A 15255-nucleotide genomic window follows, 5' to 3' on the forward strand; every position below is an offset into this window, starting at 1 on the left:
GCGTGCTTACTCGGCCGCCGGCTTTTCGCCTTCAGCAACTTCGCCAGCCCCTTCCGACACGACAGCGGCCGGAACGGTAGCCGAGGCCACCACCGGGTTTTCCGCTTCGACGGAAACCGTCAGGCTCACGCCCTTCGGCAACGGGATGTCCTTCGCGTGCATCGTCTGACCGGCTTCGATCTTCGCCAGATCGATTTCCAGAAACTCAGGCAGGTCTGCCGGCAGGCATTCCACTTCCAGTTCCGTCACGACGTGCGAGATCACCGCGCCCGCCAGCTTCACGGCCGGGTTGGTTTCCTGGTTCATGAAGTGCAGCGGCACCTTGGTGTGCAGCTTCTTCTTCGCGTCGACGCGCTGGAAGTCCACGTGCAGCACGAGCTGCTTGAACGGGTGGTATTGCACGTCGCGCAGCAGAACCTGTTGCGACTGGCCGGCCACTTCCAGATCGAGAATCGACGAGTGGAAAACTTCTTTCTTCAGGGCGTGCCAAAGGGCGTTGTGATCGAGTTCGACCAGTTGAACGTCCGTTTCACCACCGTACACGATACCCGGGGTCTTGCCCGAGTTACGCAGGCGGCGGCTCGCACCCGTACCTTGCTTGCTACGCTCGAAAGCGACGACTTTCATGTTTCACTCCTATATCTGCCCGCGACCAGGCAGGGAAACCGGGATCATCGAAAATGTGTGATCCCACAACAAGCGACGCGAACCTTCGTTCGTTCACGCCGATCATGCAAAAACGCGAAGCATGCGCCTCGCGTTACTTGCTCAATTCTGTTTAACCTTCGGCGAAGAGCGACATCACCGAGTCGCCGCGCCGGATTCTGGAGAATGTCTCGGCGAGCAGACCCGCGCTCGACAGCAGACGGATCTTCGGGCACGCGAGCGATTCGGACGACAGCGGAATGGTGTCCGTGACGACCAGCTCGTCCAGTTGCGACGCCGCGATGCGTTCGCCCGCGCCACCCGACAGCACCGGGTGCGTGGCATACGCGAAGACCTGCTTCGCGCCGCGATCCTTCAGCACTTGCGCGGCCTTGCACAGCGTGCCGGCGGTATCGACCATGTCGTCCATGATCACGCAGGTGCGTCCTTCCACTTCACCGATGATGTTCATCACTTCGGCGACATTCGCCTTCGGACGACGCTTGTCGATGATCGCGAGGTCGGTGTTCAACTGCTTGGCGAGCGCACGCGCGCGCACCACGCCGCCCACGTCCGGCGACACGACCAGCAGATGATCATGATTCTGCTTGCGCAGATCGCCGAGAAGGACGGGCGTAGCGTAGATGTTGTCGACGGGGATGTCGAAGAAGCCTTGAATCTGGTCGGCGTGAAGGTCCATGGTGATCACGCGATCGACGCCGGCAATTTCCAGCATGTTCGCGACGACCTTCGCCGAGATGGCCACTCGCGCGGAACGCGGACGGCGGTCCTGGCGCGCATAGCCGAAGTAGGGGATGGCTGCGGTGATCCGGCCAGCGGATGCGCGTTTGAGCGCATCGACCATGATCATCAGTTCCATCAGGTTGTCGTTCGTGGGAGCGCAGGTGGACTGCAGAACGAATACGTCTTTGCCCCGAACGTTTTCCTGAATCTCGACCATGATCTCGCCGTCAGAGAAACGGCTGACCATCGCTTTACCGAGAGGAATTCCAAGGATTTTGACGACTTCCTGAGCAAGCGCGGGATTTGCGTTGCCAGTAAAAACCATCAGGCCGTCACTGCTCATCGTGCACCTGTCTGCGGCTGGAGGCGAGAGGAAAAACGCGAGAAAAAGAATGGCAGGGGAGGAAGGACTCGAACCCTCGCATGCCGGAATCAAAATCCGGTGCCTTGACCAACTTGGCGACTCCCCTACACTAACTTTGAGTCTTGCCGGGAAGTGTAGGACATGCCCGACAAAACAAAACCTATGACGCGAAAGCGAAGAGAGGATGAGAATCCAGACTTGCCGTTACCACGCTCTTCCAGCTTGCCGGCAGTTTGACTTGCGCCATTTCTGCTTCGGCTCGGCTGGGGAAAGCGGCAAACACGCTTGCTCCAGATCCGGTCATTCGCGCCGGTGCGAGATTGGAAAACCACTCGAGCACCTGTGCAACTTCCGCGTACTTTTCTGCAACTACAGCCTGCATGTCATTTCGACCGAAGCTGTCCGGCCAGTTTGCGTCTGACCTTTGCGTTGCAAGAAAGTCCATCATTTTGGCGACTTTCGTATCCCTTGTCAAGGCTTTTTCCGAAAAAATCGCCGCGGTCGGGACGTGAACATTGGGTGTGACTACCAGGAAGAAGCGTTTGGGCAGATCGACTGCCTGAAGCGCCTCGCCTACACCCTCTGCGAATGCATTTTGCCCGAAGACAAAAAACGGCACGTCCGCGCCGAGTTGCAGGCCGAGATTCTGCAGAATCTCACGCGAAAGATCAACACCCCAGAGTCGATTTAACGCCAAAAGAGTTGTGGCCGCGTCGGAACTGCCTCCGCCGAGGCCTGCGCCCATCGGCAGACGCTTGTCGATCTCGATTTCTACGCCGTGCTTCGTGCCCGTGTGCTGTTGCAGCAGCCGCGCCGCCCGCACGACGAGATCGTCGGCTTCGGGCACGCCCGGTATGTCGGTCTTGCGCGTAATCGCGCCGTCGTCGCGTCGCTTGAAATGCAGACGATCGCCCCAGTCGAGCAACTGGAAGACGGTCTGCAGCAAGTGATATCCATCCGGACGGCGGCCCGTGATGTGCAGGAAAAGGTTCAGCTTCGCGGGCGCGAGGCAGTCACGGAGCGAATCGTTGGATGAGGACATGCGTGATGCGACTACGAAGTTATTGATCGAGCACGAGCTTGATGTCGAGCGGCGGTTCGTTGCGCGAGAGATTCACGCGCTTCACGCCCGTCGCGGGCGCATCGGCGTAGGCCAGATAGTCGATCGTCCATCCGTCCTGCCTGATTTCCTTCGGACGGCCGTTGTTCGATTCCGGATCCAGCGTTGTCTGCGCGCGCGAACTCGGCGCGGCCGACGGCTGCAGCCAGTAGCGCAGGCCTTCGACCGGCAGCGCGAAACCGAGCGTGTTCTGCATCAGCAGGGAGACGTTGTCGGCGCTCACCGGCTGCCGGTTGGGCAATTCGAGCGTGGCGAGCGACGGCGAGGACGTCACGATCGCCATCGTCTGGCCGAGCGGATTGCGCAACTGCAGCGTGACCGTATCGCCCGTTTCCTGCCAGTCGAAATTGCCGTACGCGTTGCGCTGCGTGCCGTTCTGATCGTTGTACTGCACGGCGAAGCGTCCGTGATATTCACGGCTCGTCTGCGTCGCGAGCGAGGTGGATGCGTTCGTTGTCGTGGGGACGCGCGGCTGTAGCGCGCAACCCGACATCACCAGCGCGGCAGCTGCCGCGATGCCGAGCGCGCCGCGTCGAAGCGATGCGCCGGCGAGAAAATCGAATGCCATCAAAGGTCGTTTACCTGGAGTCGTTTTAGCGTTTTGACGAGCGTATCGTTGTCAGGTTCGAGCTTTTGCGCCTGCCGCCAAGTCGCGCGCGCCTGATCCTGCTGCCCGGATTTCCATTGGACTTCGCCGAGATGCGCGCCGATTTCGGCATTCGGCTGCAGGTTGTACGCGTTCTTGAGAATCTTCTCCGCTTCGGCCGCGTTGCCCTGACGGAAACGCGCCCAGCCGAGGCTGTCCATGATGAACGCGTCGTTCGGCGCGAGCGAAACCGCCTTCTCGATCAGTTTCACCGCTTCGTCGAGCCGCTGATTGCGATCGACGAGCGAATAGCCGAGCGCGTTGTAGGCCTGCGGATTGGTCGGCTGCGTGCGCATCAGCGTGCGCAACTGCGTCTCCATCACGTCGTAATGGCCGTTCTTTTCGGCGGCCATCGCGTAGTCGTAGACGAGATCGGGATCGTCGGGGAATGCGGCCACCGCCTTGGCGAGATTTTCCTCTGCTTCCTTGTAGCGATGCGCCTCGAAGAGAATGGCCGAATCGGTGCGCGCGAGCAGCGCGAGATCGCGCGGATCGGAGCTTTGCAGGCTGCCGAGCAGCGCACGCGCGTCGTCTACCTTGCCTTGCTTCGCGAGCAGTTGCGCGCGCGTGATCTGCGCGGGCAGATATTGCTGGCTCGTGCGCGGAATCTTGTCGAGCCACTGGCTCGCAGCCGCCTCGTCTTTTTGCTCGAGCGCCAGTTGCGCGAGATAGATGTACGCCTGGCCGGGATCCGCGCCCGGCGTACTTTCCGCCGTCTTCGCGTAGAGATTCAGAAAGTCCTGCGCCTTGTCGAACTGTTTCTTCTGAATGTTGATGAGCGCGAGCGCCATGAGCGGCGTCAGGTCCTTCGGATCGTTCTTGCGCATGATCTCGAACTGCTTCTGCGCGTCGTCGAGCCTGTCGGAAGACAGGTACAACTGCGCGAGCGCGAGCCGTGCATCATGCGATTTCGGATTCTTGTCGAGATATTTCTCGAACGAAGCGATGCCTTCCTTGCGTTCTTCCGGACCCATGCGCGCGAGCGTCAGCGCGGCGGGCAGATAGTCCGGCTTGAGTTGCAATGCTTTTTCGAGCGAAGCCTTCGCGCCGGGCTGATCGTCCGCGATCAGTTGCTGGCGCGCGAGCGCGAGTTGCGCCTCCGGCCGGTTCTGATCGTTTTGCGTCAGATCCTTCAGCACGTTAAGCCCGCCGATGCGATTCGGTCCACGCGCGAGCAGGCTCTGCAACGAAATGATGGCTTCGCCGCGCTGATCGGGCGAGACCTTCGCGAGCTCGCGTTCGAGCGTGGGCTTCGCGTCTTCCGGCTTGCCGCTTACGATCAGAAGCGATGCGCTCAATTGCGCCGCGCGATCCGAATGCGGCGCGAACTGCTGCCAGAGTTGCGCCGACGTCAGCGCGTCGTTCGGGCTTTGCGCCGCGATCGCGATTTCGGTCGCGCGCTGCGCGAAACGCGGATCGTGCGTGTCGCGGGCAAGCGAGAGATAAGTCTGGAATGCAGGCGCCGGCTGGCCGCGCTGCAACGCGACTTCAGCCGCCAGCACCTGGAACACGATCTGGCTGGACATTGCCACGTTCGGCAAATCCTGTGTCTCCGCGCCGCTGACCGGCGCGGTCAGCAGATCCGCGGCGTTTTGCGCGTCGGATTGATCGTCGGCGCTTGGAACGGGCGTCGCGTTCGGATCCTGAGCGTGCGCGGGGACGCACGCGAGCGCAGCCATCGCGAGCGCAATGGCGCCGGCGATGCGTGACATTGGCACGGCGAGCGAATGCGTCGAGCCGGCCTGACGCTTCGCAAACAGCTTCATGACGAACGAGTTCATGGAATTCCAGACGATGTTTCAGTCGATTGTAACGCGGTCGCTAAAATACCGGCACACTCGTCCCAGCAAGTCTCTCTCCAGAAAAATGCCCGAACTGCCGGAAGTCGAAGTCACCCGCCGGGGAATCGAACCGTATGTCGCCGGACGGCGCGTCGAGCACGTCGATGTCCGCACGCCCGCGCTGCGCTGGCCGATCCCGCAGCATCTTCCGAAGACGCTCGATCATCTGAAGATCGAGAAGGTCGAGCGGCGCGGCAAGTATCTGCTGTTCGAAACCGTCGAAGGATGGCTGATCGTTCATCTCGGCATGACGGGCACATTGCGCGTGCTGCGTCACGTGCCGAAGCCGCCGGAAGCGGCGAAGCACGATCACGTCGATATCGTGTTCGACGAATTCATCCTTCGTTTTCGCGATCCGCGTCGCTTCGGCGCGATCCTCTGGCATCCGCGCGCGGACGGCGACGTGCTCGATCATCCGCTGCTCGCGACGCTCGGCGTCGAGCCGTTTTCGCCGGAATTCTCCGGCGCGCTGCTGTTTCGCGCGACGCGCGGGCGCAAGGTGTCGGTGAAGCAGGCGCTGCTCGCGGGCGGGATCGTCGTGGGCGTGGGGAATATCTATGCGTCGGAGAGCCTCTTTCGCGCGGGCATCCGGCCGACGACCGCGGCGGGCCGAATCTCGCTCGTGCGCTACGATCTGCTGGCGGATGCGGTTCGCGTGACGCTCGCGGCCGCGATCGAGAAGGGCGGCAGCACGCTGCGCGATTTCGTCGGCAGCAACGGGGAGTCCGGCTACTTTCAGCTCGACTATTTCGTCTATGATCGCGCGGGCTTGCCGTGCCACGTCTGTGGAACGGCGATCAAACAAATCGTCCAGGGACAGCGCTCGACTTACTTCTGCCCGCGCTGCCAACGCTAATTTCCGATGCTCGCTCTCACCGATTTTTCGTCGCGCCTCATCGCGTGGCAACGCATTCACGGCCGCCACGAACTGCCGTGGCAGAACACGCGCGATGCGTATCGCATCTGGCTGTCGGAGATCATGCTGCAGCAGACGCAGGTTTCGACGGTCATCCCGTATTACGCGCGGTTTCTCGAACGCTTTCCGACGGTGACGGCGCTCGCCGACGCGCCCATCGACGACGTCATGGCGCTCTGGGCCGGGCTCGGCTACTACTCGCGCGCGCGCAATCTCCATCGCTGCGCGCAGGTCGTCGCGCACGAGCATGGCGGCGCGTTTCCGCAGACCGTCGATGCGCTCGCGATGCTGCCGGGCATCGGACGCTCGACGGCGGCGGCGATCGCGTCGTTCGCGTTCGGCGCGCGCGCGACGATTCTCGACGGCAACGTGAAGCGCGTGCTCGCGCGTGTCTTCGGCGTCGAGGGATTTCCGGGGGAAAAGCGCGTAGAGAATGCGATGTGGGCGCTCGCCGAATCGCTGCTGCCGGACGCGGCGAACAAGGACGATGTGACCGCCTACACCCAAGGCCTGATGGACCTCGGCGCAACGCTGTGCGTGCGCGGCAAGCCGGATTGCGCGCGCTGTCCGTTCGCATCGGATTGTGTGGCGAAGGTCGAAGGACGCCAGCGCGAGCTGCCCGCCGCACGCCCGAAGAAAGCCGTGCCGACGCGCAAGACATGGATGCTGATCCTGCAGGACGGCGATTCGATTCTTTTGCAAAAGCGTCCGTCGATGGGCATATGGGGCGGACTGTGGAGTCTGCCCGAGGCCGCCGACGAAGCCGCGCTGGCGGAAGTCGCGCGCGATCTCGGCGCCGACGAACATCTTCAGCGTCTCGCGCCGCTCTCTCACACCTTCACGCACTTCAAGCTGGATATCGAGCCGCGTCTCGGCGAAGCGCGCAACGCGCCGCGCGAGTTGATGAGCGCGGAAAGCGTCTGGGCGCCGCTAGCCAAGATCGACGCCTACGGCGTGCCCGCGCCCGTGCGCAAGCTGATCGACGCGCTGAGCGGCTCGCTCATCTAAAGCAGTTGATGATGCTGCATGTAGTGATGCACCACGTCGATACGCGCGCCGGCGTCCGTCAGTTCCATGAGCTTCTGGCGGGCGCGCATCGGGATCGGCAGGATTTCGGCGAGGCGGTTGGATACCCAGGTGGGATCGTCGAATAGATATGGCTCGACGAACGGCAGGTTTTGCGGCTCGCGCTCCCTGATCGTATCGATGATGCGCTCCAGCACTTCCGCGCACGCGCCGAACTTCGCGAGCGCTTCCACGCCGCGCAGCGGCTGATCGTCGCCCAGCAACTCCGCCGTGCCGACGAGCAGATTGCTCGGCTCCACACGATGATCCGTCAGCCTGAAGCGCTCGGTGCCGCGTGCCTGAACGAGCAGTAGGCCGAAGGTATCGACATCGCATTCCGAAATCTCGGCAAGACAGCCGATGTTCTCCGGCACCGACGGATCGCCCGGCGACGCGACTTCGTGCCCGCTCTTTAGCAGACACACGCCGAACGGCGTTTTCTCGCGCAGACACTCGCGCGCCATATCCAGATAGCGCGCTTCGAAAATCTTGAGCGGCAGCAGGCCGCCGGGAAACAGCACGGTGTGAAGCGGAAACAGCGGCAAGTCAGCCAGAATGGGATTCGAAGACATCGCGCCCCTCCAGGGTGGACCGCCGGCGCGGCGATCGGGTTCGCGTGTGAGGCGCGCTGTCACCCAGCCGGGATGGGCGCGTCACGATGCCGCACGATCACATTTGCCGTCTCGCAAAAGCGCGCGGCGAGCGCCTCCGCGATGAACACCGAGCGATGCTGCCCGCCCGTGCAGCCGATCGCGACGGTGAGATAGCTGCGGTTGTCGTCGCGAAAACGCGGCAGCCATTTGCCGACGAACGCGCCGATGTCGTCGATCATCTCGCCCACGAGCGGCTGCGCGGAAAGGAAATCGATGATCGGCTTGTCGAGGCCCGTGAACGGGCGCAACTCGCGGTCGTAATACGGATTGGGCAGCGTGCGCACGTCGAACACGAGATCGGCGTCGAGCGGCACGCCGCGCTTGAAACCGAACGATTCGAACATCAGCGTGAGATCGGCAGCGTCCGTCTCGACGAAGCGCTTGACCCATGCGCGCAGCACGTTCGCGCGCAGGTTGCTCGTGTCGATCTGATGGCCGTACTCCGCGAGGCCCGCAACCAGTTCGCGCTCACGCTCGATCGCTTCGGCGAGCGAGTTCAGCACGCCGACATCGGCTTCGCGCATCGGCGGGCCGGACAGCGGGTGACGCCGGCGCGTCTCGGAGAAGCGCTGAATCAGCGACTGCGTGCTCGCGTTGAGGAACAGCACGCGCAGGTCGTAATCGTCCGAAAGCTTGCGGATGATGGCCGGTACGTCGTCGAGCGAGTGGCTCGAACGCGCGTCGATCGCGACGGCGAGACGCGTCTGGCCTTCTTTCGCCAGATAGCCGGCGAGTTCGGGAAGAAAGCGCGGCGGCAGGTTGTCGACGCAATAGTATCCGCCGTCTTCCAGGGCGTTCAGCGCGACGGACTTGCCGGAACCGGATATGCCGGTGATCAGGATGATACGCATGGGTCTCGAGGGATTCGCTTTCTCTTAGCTTAGCACCTGCGCCCGATTCGTTTCGGCACGCGCGACGTTCCGCGGTCAGATCAGCTTGCCGGGAAACTGGCTGTCGGGGTCCTGCATCGCGAGGCGCTGACGGTCCATGAAGTCGCGCAAAGTATCGATGCCGCGCAGTTGCAGGATCGTGTTGCGCACCGCCGCCTCGACCAGCACGGCGAGGTTGCGGCCCGCCGCGACCTGAATCGTCACCTTGCTGATCGGCAGGCCGAGCACATCGACGGTCTGACTTTCGAGCGGCAGGCGCTGGAATTCGCCATCCGGCCGGCGCACGAGCTGCACGATCAGTTTGAGCTTCATCTTCCGGCGCACGGCGGTTTCACCGAAGATCGTCTTGATGTCGAGCAGGCCCAGGCCGCGCACTTCGAGCAGATTCTGCAAGAGAGGCGGGCAGCGCCCTTCGACGAAATCGGGGCCGAGGCGCACGAAATCGACGGCGTCATCCGCCACGAGACCGTGGCCGCGGCTGATGAGTTCCAGCCCGAGTTCGCTCTTGCCGAGACCGGAGTCGCCGGTGAGCAGCACGCCCATGCCGAGGATGTCGATGAACACGCCATGCAGCGTCGCGCGCGGCGCGAGAATGCGCGACATGTACGCGCGCAGGCTGTCGATCACGGCCGCCGCGGACATGCGCGTCGTGAAAAGCGGCGTCGACGAACGCGTGCAGCGCAGAACGAGTTCCGGCGGCGCGCCGACTTCGCCCGCGACGACGAGAAACGGCGGTTCGAGCGCGATCAATTCGGCCATGTGGCGCGAACGGTCTTCGTCGGACTGGCGTTGGTAGTAGTTGATCTCGGCGTCGCCGAGCACCTGGATACGGTTCGGGTGAATCAGGTTCAGGTGGCCGACGAGATCGGCGCTCGACGTCGCGTTTGCGACCGTCTCGCTCGAAAAGCCGCGTTCCCAGCCTTCGTGCCCGGTGAGCCAACTGAGCTTCAGAGCGGCGGCGTTGTCGTCAAAAATGCTTTGAGCGTTGATGCTGGACGTATCCATGAGACCGGAACTCCGTTGGAAGCCGGGAGCAGCCTTTGCGTAACGACGAAGCGGGTCGCTTCAGTACGCCGCATGGCGCCGCGTTTGACCGATTGTGCCCCAGAAGCTCTACGTAAGCGAGGCGCGCCCGGCGCGAAAGCTGCACGGACGCGCCTCCGACGCGTATCGCTAGATTCGGGTGGCTGTTACGGTTGCCATTGCGTGAGCACTTGATAAAGCGCCTCACGATTTTCTTCCTTGTGCAGGCGCTCGCGCGCCTCGCTGTCGGAGAGCAGTTGCGCGATCTCCGAGAGAATTTCAAGATGCTGCTGCGTTGCCTGCTCGGGCACGAGCAGGAAGATGAGCAGAGAGACCGGCTGGCCGTCGGGCGATTCGAACGCGACGGGTTCGGCCAGGCGCACGAAGGCGGCGAGCGGTTGCTTCAGCCCCTTGATGCGGCCGTGCGGAATCGCGACGCCTTCGCCGAGGCCGGTCGAGCCGAGACGCTCACGCGCGAAGAGATTGTCGGTGACGGTACTGCGTGCGATGCCGTTCTGGTTCTCGAAAATCAGGCCCGCTTGCTCGAATACGCGTTTCTTGCTGGTAACGGACAATCCGAGAACCACGTTCTCGAGGGGAAGAAATTTGGCTAAACGATTCATGTTGGCAGGCTGATGCGTGGCCTGATAGCTCCTCATCGTGGCCGCTGTCTGAAAGCGCTCACGGCGATGGTGATACGGAAAGTGCGCTGGCGGCGTTCCCTGCAGCGTGCCTGTCGTGCGACCCCGAAAATAACCGGATCATTATAGAACAGGGTACTGCCCGATGGTGCGCCGCGCAATTGCACCGATTTGCGATCCAATGTGCAGGACAAAGCCCTGAAAATCAATGTCTTGCGGCTCTCTACGGCGAAAATCCAACAAAAAAGCCGCCAGTCGGGGGCGGCTTCGGTTTGGTGCATGCCCGGATCGATCGTTTCCGGATAGTCGAGGACTTCCTCGAATCATGCCCGCCGTCCTGTGGCGGCGGGTGTCGCTGTCATCCGCGGATCAACCGGCGAGCGTGCGTGCGCTCAGGGCGACGGTGCTTCCAGTTCCTGCGGCTCGCCGCGGTACTTGACCGATTCGTGAGCGTGGCCTTGAATCTTGTCCTTGTGCTTGATGACCTGCCGATCCAGCTTGTCGACCATCAGATCGATGGCGGCGTACATATCAGCGTCACAACTCTCGATAAAAATGTCCTTGCCCTTCAGATGCAGGTTGATTTCAGCCTTCTGCCTCTTTTCCTTTTCCCTATGATTGTCGACCGAGAGGACAACGTTGCCATCGATCACTTGATCGAAATGACGGAGCACCCTGTCCAGTTTCGTGATCACGTACTCGCGCAACGCAGGCGTCAATTCGAGGTGGTGTCCACTGATCTTCAGATTCATAGTTGCTCTCCAAGCTAATGGCCGTGAGATCACGTCGGCTCGTCCGAAACCGGGCGGCGATGCGTCCCGTCAGCGCGTCATCCTGGCGCGACTGAAAAACGGGATGCATCGGCCGGCACGTCCGCGCTCTCGCGATGCGGCCGGTAAACGCCCATCGCAACACGCGATGGACTACAGAGACGGGTCATAGAGACTTGCGCAGATTCACTGCCGGGATCTTGAGGGCTTCGCGGTACTTGGCGACGGTGCGCCGCGCGACCACGAATCCTTGTTCCGCCAGCAGTTCGGCGATGCGGCTGTCTGAAAGAGGAGTTTTGGGGTCTTCCGCTCCTATCAGTTGCTTGATGAGGGCCCGGATCGCCGTTGACGATGCCGCGCCTCCTGTGTCGGTCGAAACGTGCGATCCAAAGAAGTACTTAAATTCAAGCGTCCCGAATGGGGTGAGCATGTACTTGCCTGTGGTCACACGAGAAACCGTCGATTCGTGTAATCCCAGCGTATCAGCAATCTCCCGCAAAACCAAGGGCCGCATGGCGATTTCGCCATGTGCAAAAAAGTTCTTCTGACGCTCCACGATCGCCTGCGCGACACGCAGAATCGTCTCAAACCTCTGCTGAATATTCTTGATGAGCCAGCGCGCTTCCTGGAGTTGCTGACGCAGCGAGCCGCTGCCCGGATCGCCGCGATTGTTGCGCAGGATGTTCGCGTACAGATGGTTGATGCGCAGCTTCGGCACGATCTCCGGATTCAGCTCCGCCGTCCATCCGCTCGCCGCCTTTCGCACGAGAATGTCCGGCACGACATAGTCCGCTTCGCTTTTGCCGTACGCCGCGCCTGGGAAGGGTTCGAGCGATCTGATCAGCACATGCGCGTCGCGCAGCGCGTCGTCGTTGGCCTTCAGTTGCTTGCGCAGACGCGTGAAGTCGCGCGCCGCGAGCAGTTCAAGATGATTCGTGACGATATCGAGCGCGAGCGTGCGCGTGGGCGAGCCGTCGAGCCGCAGCAACTGCAGCTTCAGGCATTCCGATGCCGATCGTCCGCCCACGCCGGGCGGATCGAAGCTTTGCAGCAGCGCGAGCGCCGCGCTCAACTCGTCGAGATCGACTTCGAGCTCTTCGGGAAGATCGGTCTGAACTTCATCGAGCGATGATGTCAGATACCCGTCCTCGTCCAGCGATTCGATCAGAAACGTGACGAGCGCACGATCGCGCTGATTCGCCGCGGTCATGCGCAACTGCGAGGTCAGATGGTCGCGCAGCGTCGTGGTCGATTCGTGGATTTGCAGCGGCGGGAGATCGTCGTCGTCGGACGCGTTGTTCGAACGGCCGTAGTCCTCGAGGTTCCACGAACTGGAATCCTGAGCGCTGTCCGAACCCATTCCGTTGTATTCGTCGACGCCCTGCGGTTCGCTATTTTCCGAACGTTCGGAACTGGAACTGCTCGATGACGAGCCGTTGCTCATCATCGAATCGGGCGGCGTGCTCGGCGTGTTCGGCGCCGCGATCAGCGAGCCGTCCGCCGCGACGCGCAGCGGGCTCGTGATCCAGTCGTCGTCATTCTCGAGCAGCGGATTCTGAGCGACGGCCATCGCGACTTCCTGCTGCAGTTCGAGCGTCGACAACTGCAGCAGCCGGATGGACTGCTGAAGTTGCGGGGTCAGCGCAAGATGCTGCGAGAGGCGAAGTTGGAGGCTGGCTTTCATGGCAAGGTTTTATTTCATTGTAGAGAGTTTGCCACGCGCGCGAAACCTCGCGGGGATTCCAAAAAAGCGCATGCCGCCCGAAGGGGCGGCACGTAAGTTTTGCTGCTGTCGCATGATGCGGCGCACGATACTCGCCGTTTTTGCGAGCGTGTTTCACATGCGGAAATGCTCGCCGAGATAGACGCGGCGTACGCTCTCGTTTTCGATAATTTCGCCCGGCGCGCCTGCCGCGAGCACGCTGCCGTCGCTGATGATGTACGCGTGATCGCAGATGCCGAGCGTCTCGCGCACGTTGTGGTCCGTGATCAAAACGCCGATGTTGCGCTGCTTCAGAAACTTCACGATCTTCTGGATTTCCAGCACGGCGATCGGATCGACGCCCGCGAACGGTTCGTCGAGCAGAATGAAGCTCGGATTGGTCGCGAGCGCGCGCGCAATCTCGACGCGACGGCGCTCGCCGCCCGACAGAGACAGCGCCGGATTCTCGCGCAGATGCGCGATCTGCAACTCGTCGAGCAAGGCTTCTGCGCGCTGTGTTATGGCGTCTTTTGACAGGCGTTTGCCCGCTTCGTCGCTCTGCAGTTCGAGCACCGCGCGAATGTTCTGCTCGACGGTGAGCTTGCGAAACACCGAGGCTTCCTGCGGCAGATACGACAATCCGAGGTGCGCGCGCTGATGGATCGGCAAAAGGCTGATCGAGTTGCCGTCGAGGTCGATTTCACCGGCATCGAGCGGCACGAGACCGACGATCATATAGAACGACGTGGTCTTCCCCGCGCCGTTCGGACCGAGCAGGCCGACCACTTCACCGCTCTTTACATCGAGCGACACATCCTTCACCACGGTGCGCGACCCGTATCGCTTCTTCAGATTGCGGACGACGAGCGAACTCGATTGGCCTTCCGGCTTGCGGTGGGGCATGGAGGTCGAATTCACTGCTGCGGGTTTCCTTGAATGGTGTTCGACGGAGAAAGCGTGGCCGGCGAGCCGTTCAGCGGCGCGGCGCCGCCCGAGCGCGGCGCGAGCATTGCGCGCACCCGGCCGTTCGGATTGCCGGGACCGGCCTGGTCCTTGCCCGCGGTCGCCGTGTAGAAGTCCTTCTGGCCGTCGTAGGTGATCACGCTGCCGTGCACTTCGTCCTGAACTTTGGTCAGGCCTTGCAGGCGGCGCACGACGGCGCGTGTCGTGAGCTTCGTGAAGTCGTTCTTGCCGTCGTAGTCGATGCGGACCGCGTTGCCGTCGATGTATTCGTCGAGGCCGTCACGCTTCTGGCGGAAGTACGAGAGATTGTTGCCGCTCGACGTGCCGGTCGCGTACTGATAGCCCTGCGGGTCCTGCGTGACTTCCACGCGGTCGGCCTTGATGACGATCGTGCCTTTGGTCGCGACGACGTGGCCGGTGAAGATGTTCTTCTGGCCGAGATCGTCGTAGGACATGTTGTCCGCTTCGATGTTGAGCGGTTTGTCGCGGTCGGCCTTTTCGGCGTGCGCGGGCAGCGCGGCCAGCGCAGCGGCGATGGTCAGCGCGGCGGCGAGCCCGGCCCGCGAGGCGTGCACGGCGCGGCGCGCGGGCGTTGCGCGCGCATGGCCGCCATCGGGACGAGGGTACCTTTCGTTCATGCAGTCACAATTCGGATGGGAGTGCCGGGATTACTTGGACGAGCCGCCGTTGATATCCGTGGCGGCGATTGCACCGCGCACGTTACCGAAGAGCTTCATTACCCGGGTCACGTTGTTGTAGTTCATGCCAGAGGCGGTCATCACGGACGGGCCGCGCTGAAGTCTAACCGGTTTTTCCGTTTCGATGACATCGTCGTTCACCAGCACGCGAAAATGCTGCGAATCGGCCTGCATCTGCGGATCTCCGTAGCCGGCCGCGCGCACGATGCGTGCGTCGTCGTAAAGATCGACGATCGAGACGTCGCCGTTGACCGTGCCGCGCAGGGCTGTCGCCGTGACGGTCGGCTTCAGCGGCTGGAACATGCGCATTGCGGGCAGCGTCAGGTCGCTGTTCTCGTCGTCTTCGTAATGCACCATCGATTTCGCCGTCAGACGATATTGCGTCGTGCCGGTGGCGTCGAGCTCGGAAACGGAAAAGTTGTTGGCGAAGTAGTCGGGCGTGTGGCGCTTCTCCGGTGCGGGCGCCTGCTGCGCGGGAGGCAGCGTGGCTTGCAGCAGCCAGTAGGTGATGCCGGCCAGCGCCGCCATCGCGACGAGCGGCAGGAGCGAGGCGAGCTTTCCGGGGCGTTGCATG

The 15255-nt window shown here is 62.3% G+C and carries 17 protein-coding genes and 1 tRNA gene; 2 read left to right on the forward strand and 16 right to left on the reverse strand.

From position 1 onward, the window contains the following. Window positions 1-6: 6 nt before the first annotated feature. The 6 genes from IAG25_RS26150 to IAG25_RS26175 form a co-directional block, all read right to left on the reverse strand. On the reverse strand, window positions 7-627 hold the full coding sequence (locus tag IAG25_RS26150) for a 50S ribosomal protein L25/general stress protein Ctc (protein WP_187607428.1): 621 nt from the start codon (window positions 625-627) through the stop codon (window positions 7-9). A gap of 151 nt (window positions 628-778) precedes the next feature. Next, window positions 779-1732 (reverse strand): ribose-phosphate pyrophosphokinase, encoded by a 954-nt coding sequence (locus tag IAG25_RS26155; protein ID WP_035497580.1) that lies wholly within the window; start codon window positions 1730-1732, stop codon window positions 779-781. Between the two features lie 50 nt (window positions 1733-1782). Further along, window positions 1783-1859, reverse strand: a tRNA-Gln gene (locus IAG25_RS26160). A 54-nt stretch (window positions 1860-1913) separates the two neighbouring features. Continuing rightward, window positions 1914-2795, reverse strand: coding sequence for a 4-(cytidine 5'-diphospho)-2-C-methyl-D-erythritol kinase (ispE, locus tag IAG25_RS26165; RefSeq protein WP_187607429.1), 882 nt, complete (start codon window positions 2793-2795; stop codon window positions 1914-1916). 19 nt (window positions 2796-2814) lie between these two features. Beyond that, window positions 2815-3441 carry a lipoprotein insertase outer membrane protein LolB gene (gene lolB, locus IAG25_RS26170; protein WP_187607430.1) on the reverse strand — a complete coding sequence of 209 codons (627 nt, stop codon included), beginning with the start codon at window positions 3439-3441 and terminating at the stop codon, window positions 2815-2817. Further along, window positions 3441-5300 (reverse strand): tetratricopeptide repeat protein, encoded by a 1860-nt coding sequence (locus tag IAG25_RS26175; RefSeq protein WP_035497585.1) that lies wholly within the window; start codon window positions 5298-5300, stop codon window positions 3441-3443. The genes lolB and IAG25_RS26175 overlap by 1 nt, the downstream gene beginning before the upstream one ends. Window positions 5301-5385: 85 nt before the next feature. Between IAG25_RS26175 and mutM the strand changes: the two genes are divergently transcribed. Next, window positions 5386-6216, forward strand: a complete 831-nt coding sequence (gene mutM, locus IAG25_RS26180; protein ID WP_035497587.1) for a bifunctional DNA-formamidopyrimidine glycosylase/DNA-(apurinic or apyrimidinic site) lyase — start codon at window positions 5386-5388, stop codon at window positions 6214-6216. A gap of 6 nt (window positions 6217-6222) precedes the next feature. Then, complete coding sequence (mutY, locus tag IAG25_RS26185; protein ID WP_187607431.1) at window positions 6223-7284, forward strand: A/G-specific adenine glycosylase; 1062 nt, start codon at window positions 6223-6225, stop codon at window positions 7282-7284. Here the strand turns inward: mutY and IAG25_RS26190 are convergent. The 10 genes from IAG25_RS26190 to lptC form a co-directional block, all read right to left on the reverse strand. Continuing rightward, the gene (locus tag IAG25_RS26190) at window positions 7281-7913 is read right to left on the reverse strand and encodes an LON peptidase substrate-binding domain-containing protein (protein WP_187607432.1); all 633 of its coding nucleotides are present in this window, start codon (window positions 7911-7913) and stop codon (window positions 7281-7283) included. The two genes, mutY and IAG25_RS26190, sit on opposite strands and share 4 nt — an antisense overlap. Window positions 7914-7972: 59 nt before the next feature. After that, the gene (gene rapZ, locus IAG25_RS26195) at window positions 7973-8845 is read right to left on the reverse strand and encodes an RNase adapter RapZ (protein WP_187607433.1); all 873 of its coding nucleotides are present in this window, start codon (window positions 8843-8845) and stop codon (window positions 7973-7975) included. A gap of 75 nt (window positions 8846-8920) precedes the next feature. Continuing rightward, window positions 8921-9889: an HPr(Ser) kinase/phosphatase gene (gene hprK, locus IAG25_RS26200; RefSeq protein WP_008351692.1), complete on the reverse strand. Its 969-nt coding sequence runs from the start codon at window positions 9887-9889 to the stop codon at window positions 8921-8923. 185 nt (window positions 9890-10074) lie between these two features. Next, window positions 10075-10530, reverse strand: coding sequence for a PTS IIA-like nitrogen regulatory protein PtsN (gene ptsN, locus IAG25_RS26205; protein ID WP_187607434.1), 456 nt, complete (start codon window positions 10528-10530; stop codon window positions 10075-10077). Window positions 10531-10562: 32 nt separating this feature from the next. Next, the gene (locus IAG25_RS26210) at window positions 10563-10829 is read right to left on the reverse strand and encodes a hypothetical protein (protein WP_187607435.1); all 267 of its coding nucleotides are present in this window, start codon (window positions 10827-10829) and stop codon (window positions 10563-10565) included. 111 nt (window positions 10830-10940) lie between these two features. Beyond that, window positions 10941-11300, reverse strand: coding sequence for a ribosome hibernation-promoting factor, HPF/YfiA family (gene hpf / locus IAG25_RS26215; protein ID WP_014190335.1), 360 nt, complete (start codon window positions 11298-11300; stop codon window positions 10941-10943). Between the two features lie 184 nt (window positions 11301-11484). Then, a complete protein-coding gene (locus IAG25_RS26220; protein ID WP_187607436.1) occupies window positions 11485-13002 on the reverse strand; it encodes an RNA polymerase factor sigma-54 in 1518 nt (505 codons plus the stop codon). A 153-nt stretch (window positions 13003-13155) separates the two neighbouring features. Next, window positions 13156-13923, reverse strand: a complete 768-nt coding sequence (lptB, locus tag IAG25_RS26225) for an LPS export ABC transporter ATP-binding protein (RefSeq protein ID WP_187607615.1) — start codon at window positions 13921-13923, stop codon at window positions 13156-13158. A gap of 11 nt (window positions 13924-13934) precedes the next feature. Beyond that, a complete protein-coding gene (gene lptA, locus IAG25_RS26230) occupies window positions 13935-14621 on the reverse strand; it encodes a lipopolysaccharide transport periplasmic protein LptA (protein WP_187607437.1) in 687 nt (228 codons plus the stop codon). A gap of 30 nt (window positions 14622-14651) precedes the next feature. Beyond that, complete coding sequence (gene lptC, locus IAG25_RS26235; RefSeq protein ID WP_187607438.1) at window positions 14652-15254, reverse strand: LPS export ABC transporter periplasmic protein LptC; 603 nt, start codon at window positions 15252-15254, stop codon at window positions 14652-14654. Window position 15255 lies beyond the last annotated feature (1 nt).

Source organism: Caballeronia sp. EK, assembly GCF_014384845.1.
Classification (GTDB): domain Bacteria; phylum Pseudomonadota; class Gammaproteobacteria; order Burkholderiales; family Burkholderiaceae; genus Caballeronia; species Caballeronia jiangsuensis.

Coding starts and splice junctions, on each gene's coding strand:
- IAG25_RS26150 (WP_187607428.1), bottom strand. CDS start 627: ATGAAAGTCGTCGCTTTCGAGCGTAGCAAGCAAGGTACGGGTGCGAGC.
- IAG25_RS26155 (WP_035497580.1), bottom strand. CDS start 1,732: ATGAGCAGTGACGGCCTGATGGTTTTTACTGGCAACGCAAATCCCGCG.
- ispE (WP_187607429.1), bottom strand. CDS start 2,795: ATGTCCTCATCCAACGATTCGCTCCGTGACTGCCTCGCGCCCGCGAAG.
- lolB (WP_187607430.1), bottom strand. CDS start 3,441: ATGGCATTCGATTTTCTCGCCGGCGCATCGCTTCGACGCGGCGCGCTC.
- IAG25_RS26175 (WP_035497585.1), bottom strand. CDS start 5,300: ATGAACTCGTTCGTCATGAAGCTGTTTGCGAAGCGTCAGGCCGGCTCG.
- mutM (WP_035497587.1), top strand. CDS start 5,386: ATGCCCGAACTGCCGGAAGTCGAAGTCACCCGCCGGGGAATCGAACCG.
- mutY (WP_187607431.1), top strand. CDS start 6,223: ATGCTCGCTCTCACCGATTTTTCGTCGCGCCTCATCGCGTGGCAACGC.
- IAG25_RS26190 (WP_187607432.1), bottom strand. CDS start 7,913: ATGTCTTCGAATCCCATTCTGGCTGACTTGCCGCTGTTTCCGCTTCAC.
- rapZ (WP_187607433.1), bottom strand. CDS start 8,845: ATGCGTATCATCCTGATCACCGGCATATCCGGTTCCGGCAAGTCCGTC.
- hprK (WP_008351692.1), bottom strand. CDS start 9,889: ATGGATACGTCCAGCATCAACGCTCAAAGCATTTTTGACGACAACGCC.
- ptsN (WP_187607434.1), bottom strand. CDS start 10,530: ATGAATCGTTTAGCCAAATTTCTTCCCCTCGAGAACGTGGTTCTCGGA.
- IAG25_RS26210 (WP_187607435.1), bottom strand. CDS start 10,829: ATGCACCAAACCGAAGCCGCCCCCGACTGGCGGCTTTTTTGTTGGATT.
- hpf (WP_014190335.1), bottom strand. CDS start 11,300: ATGAATCTGAAGATCAGTGGACACCACCTCGAATTGACGCCTGCGTTG.
- IAG25_RS26220 (WP_187607436.1), bottom strand. CDS start 13,002: ATGAAAGCCAGCCTCCAACTTCGCCTCTCGCAGCATCTTGCGCTGACC.
- lptB (WP_187607615.1), bottom strand. CDS start 13,923: ATGCCCCACCGCAAGCCGGAAGGCCAATCGAGTTCGCTCGTCGTCCGC.
- lptA (WP_187607437.1), bottom strand. CDS start 14,621: ATGAACGAAAGGTACCCTCGTCCCGATGGCGGCCATGCGCGCGCAACG.
- lptC (WP_187607438.1), bottom strand. CDS start 15,254: ATGCAACGCCCCGGAAAGCTCGCCTCGCTCCTGCCGCTCGTCGCGATG.